This window comes from Echinicola pacifica DSM 19836 (genome assembly GCF_000373245.1).
Lineage (GTDB): Bacteria > Bacteroidota > Bacteroidia > Cytophagales > Cyclobacteriaceae > Echinicola > Echinicola pacifica.
Window position 1 is genome coordinate 64,044 of record NZ_KB890758.1, and the last position, 15,677, is coordinate 79,720.

General features: G+C 42.5%; 11 protein-coding genes. 2 read left to right on the forward strand and 9 right to left on the reverse strand.

The window, feature by feature from the left end:
• Positions 1 to 10: 10 nt before the first annotated feature.
• The 6 genes from B050_RS0119980 to B050_RS0120005 all read right to left on the reverse strand — a co-directional run bounded on the left by B050_RS0119980 (position 11) and on the right by B050_RS0120005 (position 8,839).
• Positions 11 to 2,596, reverse strand: a complete 2,586-nt coding sequence (locus tag B050_RS0119980) for an SLBB domain-containing protein (RefSeq protein WP_018475734.1) — start codon at positions 2,594 to 2,596, stop codon at positions 11 to 13.
• A gap of 312 nt (positions 2,597 to 2,908) precedes the next feature.
• On the reverse strand, positions 2,909 to 3,421 hold the full coding sequence (locus B050_RS0119985; RefSeq protein WP_044203134.1) for a helix-turn-helix domain-containing protein: 513 nt from the start codon (positions 3,419 to 3,421) through the stop codon (positions 2,909 to 2,911).
• A 497-nt stretch (positions 3,422 to 3,918) separates the two neighbouring features.
• Entirely contained in the window at positions 3,919 to 5,229 is a 1,311-nt protein-coding gene (locus B050_RS0119990) for a nucleotide sugar dehydrogenase (RefSeq protein WP_018475736.1), read from the reverse strand.
• Between the two features lie 155 nt (positions 5,230 to 5,384).
• Complete coding sequence (locus B050_RS0119995) at positions 5,385 to 6,383, reverse strand: mannose-1-phosphate guanylyltransferase (protein ID WP_018475737.1); 999 nt, start codon at positions 6,381 to 6,383, stop codon at positions 5,385 to 5,387.
• 42 nt (positions 6,384 to 6,425) lie between these two features.
• Positions 6,426 to 7,481: an SDR family oxidoreductase gene (locus tag B050_RS0120000; RefSeq protein WP_018475738.1), complete on the reverse strand. Its 1,056-nt coding sequence runs from the start codon at positions 7,479 to 7,481 to the stop codon at positions 6,426 to 6,428.
• Between the two features lie 41 nt (positions 7,482 to 7,522).
• Positions 7,523 to 8,839, reverse strand: a complete 1,317-nt coding sequence (locus B050_RS0120005; protein WP_018475739.1) for a UDP-glucose dehydrogenase family protein — start codon at positions 8,837 to 8,839, stop codon at positions 7,523 to 7,525.
• Between the two features lie 813 nt (positions 8,840 to 9,652).
• On the opposite strand from B050_RS0120005, the gene B050_RS0120020 reads away from it, so the two are divergent.
• The gene (locus tag B050_RS0120020; RefSeq protein WP_018475741.1) at positions 9,653 to 10,156 is read left to right on the forward strand and encodes a UpxY family transcription antiterminator; all 504 of its coding nucleotides are present in this window, start codon (positions 9,653 to 9,655) and stop codon (positions 10,154 to 10,156) included.
• Positions 10,157 to 10,265: 109 nt separating this feature from the next.
• On the opposite strand, the gene B050_RS0120025 is transcribed toward B050_RS0120020, so the two are convergent.
• The 3 genes from B050_RS0120025 to B050_RS0120035 form a co-directional block, all read right to left on the reverse strand.
• Positions 10,266 to 10,634, reverse strand: a complete 369-nt coding sequence (locus B050_RS0120025; protein WP_018475742.1) for a hypothetical protein — start codon at positions 10,632 to 10,634, stop codon at positions 10,266 to 10,268.
• Positions 10,635 to 13,067, reverse strand: coding sequence for a penicillin acylase family protein (locus tag B050_RS0120030; protein WP_018475743.1), 2,433 nt, complete (start codon positions 13,065 to 13,067; stop codon positions 10,635 to 10,637).
• A gap of 458 nt (positions 13,068 to 13,525) precedes the next feature.
• A complete protein-coding gene (locus tag B050_RS0120035; RefSeq protein WP_018475744.1) occupies positions 13,526 to 14,101 on the reverse strand; it encodes a DUF2911 domain-containing protein in 576 nt (191 codons plus the stop codon).
• 392 nt (positions 14,102 to 14,493) lie between these two features.
• On the opposite strand from B050_RS0120035, the gene B050_RS0120040 reads away from it, so the two are divergent.
• Entirely contained in the window at positions 14,494 to 15,558 is a 1,065-nt protein-coding gene (locus tag B050_RS0120040) for an endonuclease/exonuclease/phosphatase family protein (protein WP_018475745.1), read from the forward strand.
• Positions 15,559 to 15,677: the final 119 nt, after the last annotated feature.

Genomic DNA, 15,677 nt, shown 5'->3' on the forward strand with positions numbered 1-15,677 from the left:
GGGTTGATAATTATGGTATTAAACGATCAATCAATATCCCTAACGTGGCCAAACTAGATGCCACCCCTATCCAGTTAGTAGCGGACATTGGTGTTCTGTCTGGCTTTTTAGGCACGATGATTTCTGCTCCAGGTTCGATTTTAGGATAGTTTTTGAAGAACAAAATATGCTTTGTGCGCTGCACATCTCCATTTGCATAGACTACATACGACTTCCCTTTTCGCGCATTATCAGTAAACCCTCCTGCCTTGGAGATGAACCTTTTGAAGGCATAACCATGCTCATATCTCGCAGAAGTAGGGAATAGTACTTCTCCTCTCATGCGGACGGTTTGAAGTTCTTTAGGAATGCTAAGAATATCACCTTCCTCCAAAATCAAATCCTGGGGAGAACCTGGATTCTCCATAATGTACTTAAGATCTATGCCTATCAGCTCCTGAGGTCTAAACTCTACCACTGCCACTCTACTGCTATCCGCGGCCGCTACTTCCATCACCCGATTGATCTTATACTCTCCTGATGCGAGACCTTTTTGGTTGGCTAAATCGCCACCTTTCTCATCGATCTTTTCATCTATACGGCTTAGAATATTGATCTCAGCCTCTGTATTCTTCCCTTCTTCCTTTATCAGATTTTGCTTCACCGCTCTGAGATCTTTAGACTTAATCTCATTATCACTTTCCGGCGTATAGAATTCGGTTCTTCTGATTAACGTAGCTCCTTTTGGATAGGCAAACTGATTTATCCCCCCTGCTCTTTTTAATAAATCGGAAATCCTCTCTGCTGAAGTAGCAATGGTATATTGCCCTGGATAGTTGACCTCCCCTTCCACTCTTACCATTTTCTCTCTTTGGAAACCAGGACTTCTTCGGATGATCACATGATCAAATGGCTGGAGGACAATCTTCTTTCCCTCCTCATCGATTTGTAAGTTATTATCAATATCAATGGTGATAATTTCAGCAATCTGGCCATCAGTACGGTCTTTGACCCTTCTAGCTACCTCTATATAGGCATCAGAAGCTGATTCCTTAAAGCCTCTCGCTTCAAGCACCAGGTCCTGGACGGTCATATTAGCGGCAAAGGCAAATGCTCCCGGGCTATTTACCTCCCCGGATATCTTAACATAATACTCTTCCTTAAGGTCATATTTGCTAGGAATATGCAATACATCTTCTCGCTGCAAATAAATATTAGTGGCTGTCCCATTGATCACCTCCTGGACATTCACAGGGACGATCTCTAGGGTCATATCCGTCTGAGTGCGGTATAGCGTAGCTCGGTTCAGAAAAGCCTCTCCTCGAAGTCCCTGTGCCTTATCGATAAGGTCCTTAACGGTCATACCCTCAAAAAGAGCAAATTCCCCAGGATGGTAAACAGCTCCTGAAATCTGAACTCGATTTTCGTATCGCTCTAGCTTGGTATCCACCAAGAACATATCGCCATCCTGAACTTTGAAGCTCTCAAATTGCTCCTTAGAAACATCAGCCACCTTCCGTGCCTCATCCGAAACCCTTCTCACTGAAAGCCTTTGCTGAAAAGCCTCACTTTTAAACCCTCCTGCATAAGAGATCAAATCATTGATGTCCTCCTGAGGCAAAATCTCAAATAAGCCCTCCCGTCGTACGGGGCCCACAATTTCAACTCGCGTCTGCACTGCAGGAACCATAATGACATCATTGTCTTGTAAGCGTATGTTTTCTCCCTGATTTCCATTAATGAGATAATCATAAATATCCACCTCAGCTACCTGGCGTGAATCCCTGAATACCTTAATACTTCTAAAAGACCCTGACTTATTGGGACCTCCAGCCGCATATAAGGCATTGAATACCGAAGCGAAAGAAGGTAAAGTATAAGTGCCAGGCTTATTTAGCTCTCCCACCATGGACACCTGAATAGAGCGGATATTTCCAAGCCTTATTTGCATAAAAGTCCTTGGATTGCCACTGTTCAGGTCGGAATAGATACTACTCATCTCCTGCTTTAGCCGAGCCGTTGCCGCCTCAATGCTGGAGCCTCCTACGTTTATTGGACCCACGTTGGGGATATATACTCGACCCTCCGCATTGACCGATAAGTCATAGGACTGTTGCGAATCCCCGTAAATGTCTATTAACAATTGATCCCCAGCCCCAATTATATAATTTTGGGGAGTGGGGATATTTAGGCTCGGAGAGAAATTCAGGTTTTTATGTCTGAATAAATTGTATCCAAAAATCTTTTTCTCCTCCTCATCAGAAGGGATATTGACCGTATCGGAATCGTATAAAGTGGAGGAGGTATCCACAGTTCTTTGGCCCTGCATCATAGTGGAAGATTCCATCTCCATATTACCGCCAGTTCCTAGTTGATTGATCCTTGTGGCCAATTTGTTGGCTTCCATGGCGGGCATGCCACGGTCTTTGGCGAGCTGCGGAATCTTAGCTCTAGAAATCCCCTGCTCTTCTGCCTTGCTGATTATTGCCTCAATCTGGGCATCGGATAGCTGGTCCACCTTTACCTTATGAATATCCGAAAGAGACTGGGCTTGCACACAAAATGCAAAGACTAGAAGGATAAAAGTGAAATAAAAAGCTTTGATATTAATGGACATACCTCTTTTATTATATCGAACTATTTGGTGCTTGACTCGTAAGTGAATTGCACTATTATATTACTAAATGGAAATATTAATGCTTCTTGATTTCAATTAAAAAAACCGATAGACAGACACTTTAAACAGGTCCTCCAGGCAAGTGCCGCTATGGAACCCCTCCCATCTCCATACCTTATCTTCGAGCCATAGTATCTGACCCTCATAGCTCATAAATCTCAAGGGGCCAGATCATGCTGTACACAGCTTCGCCCGGTCAGTCACAGTCTGTGCCTAGCATATCATATGGAGACGCGGAAAAGATGAGTTATATCAACTGCCCTTTTGGCTATACAGGACAATGGCCGATTTCATATTGGCATTACCAATGGTGAAATTTACCTTACGATTAATCATTTCCTCAATCCGCTGGCTTAATACCGCCAAGTATTGCGTATTTAATTCTTCACCTGTAATCCTGATTTCGATGATTCCGGTATCCTTTCCATCTGCATAATCGCCGGTCAATAATACGGTCTCGACATTCCCCATTCTATCCAATACCTCCTCTACAACGGTATCCAAACCGATATATTTCCGTATGATATCCTGAAGTGATCCGAAAAGCGGGTGAAGTGTATTTGCTCTATAACTAATCCTATTTTTCTCTGATTCCTTTTTAAGGTACCCCGCCTCCGAAAGATTGTTTAGTTCCTTTCGAATGGCATTGGTGGATTCCCCAAACTCCTCCGCCAAACCACGCAAATGGCTATGATTATCCGCATTGATGAAGAACTTCACCAATAAGCGTAATCTGGTCTTGGATGTTATGATAGAATCAAGCACGAAAATAGAGTAATCTTTAATGAGCACCAAAAGTACTCACTCCTTTTTGTTTATGCAAAGAATTCATTTCATTTCTAAATAGAAGAGTTTGATAAAAAATTGTTAATAAACTCATATAATATTAAAAATATAATAAAATTATCAGCCATTTAGCCTAAATTCAATAATAGTGTATTTATAATACTTTTTTATATATTTCAAATACGGGCAGTAAAAAACCTCCTAATCTCCGCCTAGAAAAGCCAAATTATGCCACAGGATTTGACCAGCCCCTTAGTGCAAAACACCTAGACTAAAGCCACTATATTTCTCCAGCAAAACAGCTTATTGGGAACATAAACATGAAAATTAGCTACCCAAATAATATCTATATCCTAGAATCGTAGGAATTCTGGAGCCATACCCTGGAGCCATAAAAAAAAGGGAAGGAGAGTTTTAAAACTCTCCTTCCCTAAAATTCTCTTCCTGCTAAGGTAAACTGATAGCGAGCCTATAAATTATAATCGAGCGTCAATCATAGTTTTATCCAGGATTCCCTTTACATCATACACCACCAGACCAGGGGACTTCTTAATATCCCAGGCTTTAAATTCTTTATGAGAAACTGCCAAGATGACCGCTGAATAATGATTCAGGTCTGGTTTCACTTCCTTATTGAGTATCTCTATATTATACTCATGGGACACCTCACTGGCGCTGGCCCATGGATCATATACATCCACATCGATATCAAAATTCTTCAATTCATCATAGATATCGATCACCCGCGTATTGCGCACATCTGGGCAATCCTCCTTAAAAGTAAAGCCTAATATAAGCACTTTGGATTCCATGACCTTTAGGTCCTTACGCATCATATGCTTGATCACTTCGGTGGCCACATGCTTACCCATGGAGTCATTGAGCCGGCGACCGGCGAGGATGATCTCGGGGTGGTACCCTACTTCCTGTGCCTTCTGAGCAAGATAAAAGGGATCTACCCCAATACAATGGCCTCCAACAAGACCTGGCCTGAAGGGCAGAAAGTTCCATTTGGTGCCCGCAGCCTCTAATACCTCCTGGGTATCGATCTTCAATAAATTGAATATTTTGGCAAGCTCATTTACAAAGGCAATATTAATATCGCGTTGTGAATTTTCAATCACTTTTGCGGCCTCTGCCACCTTGATGGAGGAGGCTTTGAAGGTGCCAGCAGTAATCACTGATCGATATAAGGCATCTATAAATTCCGCAGACTCTGGCGTACTCCCTGAGGTTACCTTCAGGATTTTGGCAACGGTATGCTCCTTATCTCCTGGATTGATCCGCTCGGGTGAATAGCCCACAAAAAAGTCGGTATTAACTATCAAACCACTTTTCTCCTCGAGCACCGGCACACATTCATCTTCTGTCACACCGGGATATACGGTGGATTCATAGATGACCACATCTCCTTTTTTGAGGTACTGGCCTATTGTTTCTGAGGCTTTGAGCATTGGGGTGAGGACGGGACGATTATGCTTATCAGTGGGGGTGGGTACTGTCACCACAAATACATTACAATCAGTCATGACCTGAGCGTCAGTTGTAGGAAAAAATCCATTCCCCTTCTCAGCTGCAGCACTTTGCAGTACGCTGGCCAATAAGTCATTTTCTACTTCCAGGGTATTGTCTATCCCCTGCCCAAGTTGCTGGATTCTGACGGTGGAAATATCAAATCCAATCACAGGATATTTTTTAGCAAATTCAACAGCAAGCGGCAAACCTACGTATCCAAGACCAACCACAGCAATCTTAGCTTGCTCCAAAGGGAAAAGTACAGAATCCATTGAAATAGTTATTTTAAGTTTTTGGGGATAATAACCCCACTAGTTAGAGTAGTGAAAAAAGGAGCTTACGAGTAAATAAGCTCCTTTGGATATTTTTATTTTAAAGGAAAAATGATCCTTTATATAATAATGAATGATCGATTTTTAATATACTCTTAATTGACGAGTTCGGGTTTATCTTTTTCTAATTTCTCATAAACCTTTTTCACATCCTGAGCATTATCTTTTTTGAGCACAAGGATAGCATCCTTAGTTTGGATCAAAATGGTATTTTTGAGACCTACAAATTCGGTATGCAGATCAGAGCCAATGACCATATTGCCATTTTCGTCTGTAGGCACTCCCTGCAAGCTCATATAATCAAATACGGATTCGAATGATCCCATATCAGACCATTCAAACATGGAAGGAACGACCTTGATACGATCTGTTTTCTCCATCACCGCGTAATCAACGGAAACGGAGGGAATTTCTAAAGAAAGGGCCTCATCCAGGAAGCCATCTTTTTTGTTTTCCATAACCGCTTTAGAGCATTCAAGGACCTTCGGAGCATATTTATCTAGTTCCTGAAGGAATACTTTAGCCTGAAAGCAAAACATCCCGGAATTCCAGAGGAAATTACCACTCCTTAAAAATTTCTCAGCGGTATCCAAATTAGGCTTTTCTCTAAATCCGATCACATTCTCACCATCTGACTCGATATAGCCAAATCCCGTCTCCGGGCGACTGGGCTTAAGGCCAAAGGTAACGATATTCCCTTCCTTAGCCAAGGCAATAGCTCGCTTAACGGCTTTGGAATAGGCTTCAGTTCCTGAAATCAAATGATCCGAAGGGCTTACAAATAGAATATCATCAGGCTGCACGCTAAGTGCTGCAAAGGCTATGGCCGCAGCAGTATTTCGTGGACAGGCTTCTATTATTTCCCCGTATCCAGTCATGGACAAAGTGTTCAGATCATTTCTTGAAAGTTCAAAATTAGCTTGGTTGCCCACCACCACCAGGGAATCACAAAGTTCCTGATTACGTTCTACCGTTTTCTGGAATAAAGTTTTCCCTTCAAAAATAGGAAGGTATTGTTTTGGACAACTTTTGCGGGATAGTGGCCATAGTCTACTCCCTACTCCACCTGAAAGCACTACATTTACGGTATTCATTAATTTATAAGATTTTAATGAGCAAATAATTTATATGCTGAATCAACTCTCTTTTTTCAACTTTTCCCAATACCAGTCACAAGCCTTCAAAATCCCCTCTTCCACCGTAATGGAAGGGTCATAGCCAACGGCCTTATTACTCTTTGCAATGGACGCTAAGGAATGGGGCACATCCCCCGGTCTTTCGGGCCCATAATCCACCTCTACCGCCGATATGGCAGCATCATACTTTGACAAGCCTTGCTTAAGTGCATCCACTAGCTGGTTCAAATTGGTACGATCACCACAAGCGACATTGAGCACCTCACATATGGTATCTCCAAAGGGTTTTGGCTCTTTTATCTCAGCATAATACTGATCTAATTGCTCGGTCAAGTCAGCGGTACTGATTTCAGCACACTTTATATTTGCTTGAATGACATTGTCAATATAAGTGAAATCCCTTGAGAAGGTCCCGTCCCCGTTGATTTTGGGAGAGGATTTCTCTATCAGCTGGCTGGCAAATTTGGGGATCACAGCGGCATAGGCGCCATTAGGATCCTGTCTGCTGCCAAACACATTGAAATACCGTAGTCCAATGGTCTCCAATCCATATACCATCGCGAAGTTTTGAGCAAATAACTCATCTACATATTTGGTAATTGCGTAAGGAGAGAGGGATTTGCCGATTTTATGCTCCACTTTTGGAAGGTCAGGATGATCTCCATAGGTGGACGAGCTGGCAGCGTAGATTACTCTTTTTACTCCTGCCTGCTTCGCAGCAAAGAGGACTTTGACAAAACCGCCGATATTCACATCAGTGGAGGTCATCGGGTCTGCGATGGATCGTGGTACTGAGCCTAAGGCTGCCTGATGAAACACATAATCACATCCTTCCACCGCCTCAGCACAGTCTTCAAAGTTCCTGATATCCCCTTTGATCAAGGTGAAATGCTCAGAGCGCATAGCCTGATCCAGGTTCTCCAGTTTACCGGTCGAAAAATTATCCAGGCATACCACTTGGTTGCCTGATTCTAGTAGAGTATCAATCAGGTTGGAGCCGATAAAACCGGCTCCACCTGTGACCAAGACTTTTTGTCCTGTAAGTTTATATGGCATGACGAAGTCTATGCAGGTTATTTATAACTAATTTATTGGGATCAGATTCCGATACCATAATGCTCAAATCCTAGTTCTTTAAGGTATTTGCCATCATAGATGTTTCTACCATCAAAAACCACTTTGTTTTTGAGCAATTTGGTTAATGCACTCCAGCTAGGGATTCTGAATTCTGACCATTCAGTAACCAATAGTAGAGCATCTGCATCCACACAAGCGTCATAAGCATCGTTGCAATAAGTCACCTTATCGCCTACATATACTTCTTTAGCCTCATGCATAGCGATAGGATCATATGCTTTCACCGTAGCGCCAGCAGCTCTAAGCTCATCGATCATTACGATGGCAGGAGCCTCACGCATATCATCAGTGTTTGGCTTAAAGCTCAAGCCCCACATAGCAAAGGTCATTCCGCTAAGATCATCGCCAAAGTGCTTTTTGATTTTCTTAACCAAGGTATGTTTCTGGTCGTCATTCACCGCTTCCACAGCTTCCAAAACCCTAAGGTCATAGCCGTATGTTTTAGCAGTTTTGATGATAGCCTTCACATCCTTAGGGAAGCAGCTTCCTCCATAACCCACACCTGGGTAGATGAATTTATTTCCAATTCTTGGGTCAGATCCGATACCAGATCTTACCATATTTGCATCCGCACCCACAAGCTCACAAAGGTTCGCGATATCATTCATGAATGAAATCTTAGTGGCTAGCATGGCATTGGCAGTATATTTGGTCATCTCCGCAGAAGGGATGTCCATATAGATAAGGCGCTCACCGCTCAACTGGAATGGCTTATACAACCTTCTCATGATTTCTTCTGCACGCTCATCTTCTACTCCGATGATGATTCTGTCTGGTTTTAGGAAATCCTCTACAGCAGCTCCTTCTTTCAAGAATTCAGGATTAGACGCTACTGCAAACTCAAGGTCGCTTTCTCTTTTGTCCAAAGCATCCTTAATAGCTGCTTTAACTTTTGATCCGGTCGTCACTGGCACAGTACTCTTAGTCGCTACCACAATAAAATCGCTCATGGTACGGCCAATTTCGTCTGCTACTGCCAAAACGTACTTCAAATCAGCAGATCCATCCTCACCTGGAGGTGTTCCTACAGCGATAAAAGCAACTTCAGATCCCTGAATAGCTTCTCCAAGATTAGTAGAAAACGATAGTCTTCCACTCTTGTAGTTTCTCATTACAATCTCTTCAAGCCCTGGCTCATAAATCGGCATGATGCCATTCTTAAGCTTGTCGATTTTTTTCTGGTCTATATCTACACAGACCACTTCGATACCTACATCGGCAAAACAGGCTCCTGAAACAAGGCCTACATATCCGGTTCCTACAACAGTAATTTTCATCTTTTACAAAACTTTATTTAGGTGGTTAAAAATACTATTAATTTATCTTTTATTTACAATTTCACGCTTCTTAAACTCAAATCTTACTCACTTATACTTACCTCTCTCCAAACCCATGCCTTTATTGCCTCTTGGTAAATATATTAAGGTCATCCAGGAATTTAATTGGGTAGGTTTTTACTTTTTAGGCTTCTGGGTAGTATGAGATCCATACATTAAATACTCTTCGAGGAATATCACCTATAAAAATTCCAACATCCCTGCTGATATCCCTTTTCGAATGTCTAACTGCTGTCAATCTCATCAAACAATTTATAATAAAACTACTTTATTATTACACCATCTACTAGACCACTGGCTGTACCACCCTTCTCTCTTCCCACCTCCCCTGGCCAAGCATTTTCAGTAGCTGACTAGTCTTTGGTTTTATTTGATGATCTAAAAGTAGGTCAAAATATTTTAAATACAAAAATTTGTCTTTAAAAAATTGTTTTATGTATTTCAACATCTTTTAAAGCTCCCTCCTTCTTTTTTCAAAATGATAGAAATAATTGAATTATTATGCTTTCTATTCCACAGAAGGCAAGATATTTACTCTATTTGGCAGTAAATAGCATCTTATATTATGAAATCATAAATTTTACTGCAGCTACCAGTACAATCTACAAAAACCCAGGTCATAAAACCCATTTTTTAGAGTATCGAAATGGCGGGACATAAAATAGTCCGAATAAAAAGCCATCGTCTTAATCAGGAAAAACTTGTGTTTATACATGGATATTCCGACTTTTGAAGTTCAAATTTTTATGACTTATGAGTACGGAGAGAAATTGGTACGTATTATATACTGCTCCAAGAGCGGAGAAGAAAGTAGCGCAGAGGCTGGAGGAAAATGGCGGGGAAGTATATCTCCCCATGATAGAGGAAATCCGGCAGTGGAGTGATCGTAAGAAAAAAGTAAGCCGCCCACTTTTCAACGGCTATGTATTCGTCAAAACTGAAAAAAACAAACTCTGGGAAACTCTTCAAATACAAGGAGCGGTGAAATTTGTAAACTTCTCGGGGGATCATGCCATCGTTCGGGATTTTGAGATTGAAGCAATCAAGCGAGTGGTATCCACTGGGGTGTCCATTGAAGTGAATACTGACAACTTATCTCCTGGAAAGCAGGTCAGGATCATTGGCGGACCTATGCAGGGATTTGAGGGAGAATGTATCCAAAAAGCGAATCAGGACTTCTTTATTATCCGAGTCCCCAGCATTCACCAAACCGTAATGGTAAACGTACCCTCAAAATTCCTACAAATAAAAGATTAAAAAGCTCCTGCGGCTCCCCAAAGCCCTTATTACTCGAGTCCCAAAAGAGAGAGATAAAAACTGCCTTGGTTATTAATAGCTAATGAGGACTTCCTGAGTCAAATAATTCTTAATGGTAATAAAACTCTTTATTCTTTTCGAATAATCGACGAAACCTGTTGCCGGTGAGTGCACTGAATCCTCCAATCAAAAGTCCCAAAAGCCCAGTAGCCACAATCAACACCGGTGTATTATTGATTCCCATAAGTGCTGACATCTGGTCTGGGAGTGAGGACCCCGTGATCCAGGTAATATAAAATGCCTTTCCGGCCCAAGCTAAGGCCACGCCCAAGCCTGCCGCAAAGAAGGTCTGAGCCCCTGGACCAGCCATGATCGCTCCCATAACGGCCCAAAGCAACATCATCATCCAATAGGTCATATAAGGACCCAAAGCGATGCTCACCACTAAAAATAACAGAAGCCAAAGTGAGAATTTCATCTATTTTTTCGGTTTTAGAATGGTATAAAACAAGGAATTATTTTTGGAGGAGGCATCGCGAAGCTGAAAGTCCAGGTACTCACCCTTAGCCCAAGGGGCTATAAGGTTATCGTAAAATTTACTTCCTGGATTTCCTGATTGCCCGCCAGGGTATATCCCAAAGGCGACGATGGGCTTCCCTAGCTCCACCACCATTCTCCAGCTCGCCCCATGCCGCTCGCTCGTAGCATTCACAATACTTCTTCCCCCACCGGTATAGATCCCTTGGCGGCTAAAGGCCTTGAAATTGGGGACCAGGTGATTGATAGAGGTATGCTTAAATTTGGCCCAGTCCATCTCTGGATTACTTTGCCTAATGCTGTCATATTGCTGAGCAGCGATGACAAAACTTGAGGCAATATGATCCTTGGCTGATTCAAACACCTGAGGCGTCGAGGTATCATCAAAGAGACTGTCCTGGGGATAATCCCTTATAAATCGTGTCGTTTGATAATTGTCCGGATGGATAATGGGCAAACCCTCTTGATCCAAATACTTCCACACGCCCTCCTTGAGAACCGACCACCACAGGTCAAAGGCTATAGGGCCATTTTGATCAGGATCAGCATAATAATCCCAGCGCTGCAAGGTATCCAAGAAGGCCGTCTCAGCCTCAGAGTACTCCCTGGTGCTGTCCGCTGCGATCATCTCCAGCATCACCGGCAAAGCCTCTGCAGCATGCAGATTATAATCATCAAACTGCAGCCTCTTCATATCCTCCACCTCTATGGCCTCCATCGAGGCCAGCTGGCTATTGATCCGTCGGTTTCTATATTCCTCAAAACTGTCATCAAAAACATAATAAGGATAGGAAGGTCCTACGGAATATTGATTGGCAGAGCTTACAAAGCCCCTTTCAGGATTCAGTGTTGCTGGGTTTTGGTCGGAAGGAATGTAACCTGCCCATTCAAAAGCTGGATTATTACCATCCATCAGGTATTTTCCTTGTTTGGGCCACTTCAGCGGAAATTTCCCCTGTACCTTCATAGCGATATCACCCTCCACCGAGGCAAACACAAAATTCTGCCCTGGGGAAGAAAAATGAGCTAAGGCCTCCAAATAGTCTTTATGATTGGTAGCTCTATTCAGTTCAAGGAATGTCCCTTGCTCATTGGAGCCCTCATGAGCGGTCCATTTTAAGGCGAAATTCGCCTTGGGATCTTTTGCTTTGAAGCTTTTGTCATAGACCACCGGCCCATAGTGAGTATATATTACAGTATCCTGAAAGGTCACGCTTCCCTTCACCTCTATCGTCTCCACCCGCACCGTGCTCTGGATCCATTGGTCATTATAGCGGTATTCCAGTCTCTTGGAATCCTTAAACTGGATGGCATACCAATCACGCACATCCCGGGTGGCATTGGTCACTCCCCAGGCGATATTTTGGTTGAAGCCAGAGATCACTCCCAAAGCGCCTGGTAAGGTGGCTCCCTTGACGGAATACTCCGGGCTGCTAAGCTGCATGGCGTACCAAAGGCTCGGTAGATTCAATCCTAAATGTGGGTCATTCGCCAATATTGGATGGCCATTTTTTGTTTTGGAGCCTGAAACCGCCCAGTTGTTTGAGCCTACTCCTTCCTCAGGACTAGGGAGTGGCTCCGCCAAAATCGAAAAATCAGGATATACAAGCCCCTCAGGCTTTTGGACCTTCAAAGGAATGAAATCCCATACCTGATCCATCTGGATCACAGGGTCATTGTCCTCCGGCATTTCTGGAAACAACTTATTGACCTGGGTCTCGCCAAGCAGATAGCGGAGGTTAGTGTATTCCAGGTCCTTATCCCCCACGAGCATATCTGCCATATACTTCAGCAGCAGCAAGGTTTTATAGGGCGTCCAGGCCTCTGGCCGATAGTCGAGCAGCTTATATTCCACTGGAAGTGCGGCTAATGAAAGCTGATTTATATATTGATTGACTCCATCGGCATAGGCCTCTATCAAGCTGAGTGCCTCAGGTTCGTTTTCTTTTAGGTATTGCAGTCCCATCTCTGCCCCATATCCTAGTCCTTTGCGACGCTGCATCCGGTCAAAATCCAGCGCTACAGGCCCCACCACTTCAGCGACTCTTCCTGCTGCTGCCCGGGTTTGAAATTCCATCTGCCATAGGCGGTGCTTGGCCGTGATATAGCCCTGAGCCTTCATCAGGTCCCTTTGGTTCTCTGCAAAAAGATGAGGAATAAGCGCCTCGTCATAAATAACCTCCACTGGCGCTTCTAGCCCAACGAGCATTATCTCCTGTTGCGCCAAGTCATCCTCACTATAGGAATTCTGCCAAAAGCCATGTGAAGGATCCAGCAAATACCCTAAGGGAGGTATTTGCCCTAAATTAACAGAAAGCCCTACTGCGAGGACCAATGAAATTAAAAAAACCAGCAAAAAGCCGAAATACTTCATATATACTTCCCCTTTTAGGTCATGAAAGGTGAATAATCTTCGAATTTAACCCTTATAAACGTATTTTCAATTTTATTCACTGCTTAAATTTGGCGATAAACACATAATTCAACCCGATAATTGACTATTTCACAATTATCCGTTAAAATCTGAACTACATCTTCAAAATCTACAAAAATTTAGCCCCCTATTTTCATCCTCTTTTTATAGTAGCCTACCGAGATAAATTCGGATTCTGTTTTTAGAGAGATACAGGTCTCCGGCGAATAAAACCTAAGCTAACCAAACAATCCTCCTGAGAAAAGCTATTCCTAGCAAACCAAAGCATTTTTTGAGCACTTCCGAATCCATAGATTCACGAAAAGGCTTTATGGTGCGGGCACAAAAAAACCTGAGAGCGGTCCGTCCTCAGGTTTTATAGTGTTGAATATATAACTGGCCATGGTTTACTTGGATTCTTACTCCACCTTGATGGGTAAATTCAACTTTTCCCACCTCACCACGATGCCGGGCTCGGTTACCGTTATTTTTAATTGTTCCTGAATATCTTCCTTCCATTCTGGCTGAACCTGCACACGGATGACATCATTCTTTTCATTGTATTGAAAATGCCCATGCTCGAGATCCCAATCCTTATTGAGGATCACTGTCCAAGGTCCTTTTTCGGCAGGAATGGTAAATAATGAATATTTGCCTGCTGGCACGGATTTACCTTCTACCATCACGTCCTGCTCAAAAGACACATAAGTGGCCTCATTAGCACCTGTTCTCCACACTTCACCATAGGCTTCCAAATTGCCCCAAATGGTACGGCCCTTGACAGAAGGAGCCCCATATTGGATAAAAATCCCTTTTCCATTGATCTTGGCTTCAGAGGATTTCATGGGGCTGGCACGCTCCTCCTCTTTCATTTCCATCGCCTCAGTTTCTTCCCTTTCAGCTTCCTCAGAGGCCTTATTCTCCCCAGCACAGCCCGACACCACTAGAACAAGACTCACCAACCATGCTAAAAATAAAGTGTCTACCTTTTTCATATACTTTTAATAATTGATTCAACACGAATTTAAGCATTTTTTCTGCATCCACTTCTTCCCCCTCAAAATAAATGAGGGAGATGCGATAAGCTTCAGCATGTTTCAGGGAGTTTATAGGGTCTCTGAAATTTACATTAAAGCTTAGTGTCAGCCATTATTAGCAGATCCTCTAAGGAAGAAAGGACTTGCGATCCTTTCATGCTAAAGATTTTTCTCTAAGGTCAGAAACTTCACTGAAAGTGCTTATTTATAGTGAGAAATAAGCCAATCTGCTTCCCCATATATCTGCTGTTTCTAAGCTTATTGTTCTTTTTTACACCTCTTAACCGTTTATTACTTGATATTCCTTTCTTCTTACCCTATTTTCGCTATCCTTTATGTAAATAAATTGTATGAGGTATCTAGTATCCCTGATATTTATTCTATCAGCCGTATTGTTTTTTGGAGTGAATATCTCTCCAGAGGAATTGACCTATGCGGGTTTGATACCCTTGCTGATCCCCGTATTTTTAGGGATCAATTTTATTTTATTATTTGTATTGATTTTGTCCAAGAGAAAACTTCTGGTGCTACCACTGGTGGCCATACTTTTTGGGTGGAAGTTTATTGGCATCACTTTTCAGTGGAATGCCAGTGATAAGGCCAGCGAGGGAATGGAAGTTTTGAGTTATAATGCTCATATGTTTTCCTATGAAAAGTATAAGGCTGGAGATGATAAAATCAAAGTCAATATATATGATTGGATCAGGGAGCAGGATGCCGATATTATAGGGATCCAGGAATTCTACCAGGACAATACCACTCCCTCTAGAAATGCCATTAAGCTATTAGGAGGGGATAATAAGTACTCCTATGCCACGCAGTCCGTCGAGGAGCGGAAGGGTAAGCGTTTTTTTGGCTTAGCTATATTCACTAAATACCCCATTCTGAATGAGGGGAAGCTGTTTGATAATAATAAAACAAATGGGGCGATGTTTGTGGACCTGAAAGTGAAAGATGATACGATCAGAGTCTATAATGTCCACTTAGAATCCATGAGTATTCCTGCGGAGCAGCTCGCCAATATAGATGGAATCAAAGAAAACTATAAGAAGACCTGGAGAAGGCTGAATAAAGGGGTGGTAAACCGTGCCTCACAGGTAAATGTCCTTGCGCAGCATGTCAAAAACTCCCCTTATCCAAGTATCGTTATGGGGGATTTTAATGATGTCCCTTATAGCTACACCTATTTCTCCTTGCGTTCTTTCATGGACAATGCCTTTGAAAGTGCCGGTAAGGGATTTGGTTTTACGTTCAATAAGGTTTTGTTTTTCCTTAGAATAGATAATATATTCTACGACCAACGATTAGCCCCATTGGAATTTAACACTCTGCGAGAAGTAGATTACTCTGATCATTATCCCATACGGGCAAAATTCAGAATAGCCCCACTACTTCCCTCCAAAGAAGAACCATAGCCAAGAGTCGGCAATAACCGGTTTTCATCTGCTTCACGGCGGGTTTGATAAGCGGTATCGCAGATTTTTGGTTTTTATTTTACTTTTGAAAAAAATATAACTTATGAGATTTAAACGTT

Coding starts and splice junctions, on each gene's coding strand:
- B050_RS0119980 (WP_018475734.1), bottom strand. CDS start 2,596: ATGTCCATTAATATCAAAGCTTTTTATTTCACTTTTATCCTTCTAGTC.
- B050_RS0119990 (WP_018475736.1), bottom strand. CDS start 5,229: ATGGATTCTGTACTTTTCCCTTTGGAGCAAGCTAAGATTGCTGTGGTT.
- B050_RS0119995 (WP_018475737.1), bottom strand. CDS start 6,383: ATGAATACCGTAAATGTAGTGCTTTCAGGTGGAGTAGGGAGTAGACTA.
- B050_RS0120000 (WP_018475738.1), bottom strand. CDS start 7,481: ATGCCATATAAACTTACAGGACAAAAAGTCTTGGTCACAGGTGGAGCC.
- B050_RS0120005 (WP_018475739.1), bottom strand. CDS start 8,839: ATGAAAATTACTGTTGTAGGAACCGGATATGTAGGCCTTGTTTCAGGA.
- B050_RS0120020 (WP_018475741.1), top strand. CDS start 9,653: ATGAGTACGGAGAGAAATTGGTACGTATTATATACTGCTCCAAGAGCG.
- B050_RS0120025 (WP_018475742.1), bottom strand. CDS start 10,634: ATGAAATTCTCACTTTGGCTTCTGTTATTTTTAGTGGTGAGCATCGCT.
- B050_RS0120030 (WP_018475743.1), bottom strand. CDS start 13,067: ATGAAGTATTTCGGCTTTTTGCTGGTTTTTTTAATTTCATTGGTCCTC.
- B050_RS0120035 (WP_018475744.1), bottom strand. CDS start 14,101: ATGAAAAAGGTAGACACTTTATTTTTAGCATGGTTGGTGAGTCTTGTT.
- B050_RS0120040 (WP_018475745.1), top strand. CDS start 14,494: ATGAGGTATCTAGTATCCCTGATATTTATTCTATCAGCCGTATTGTTT.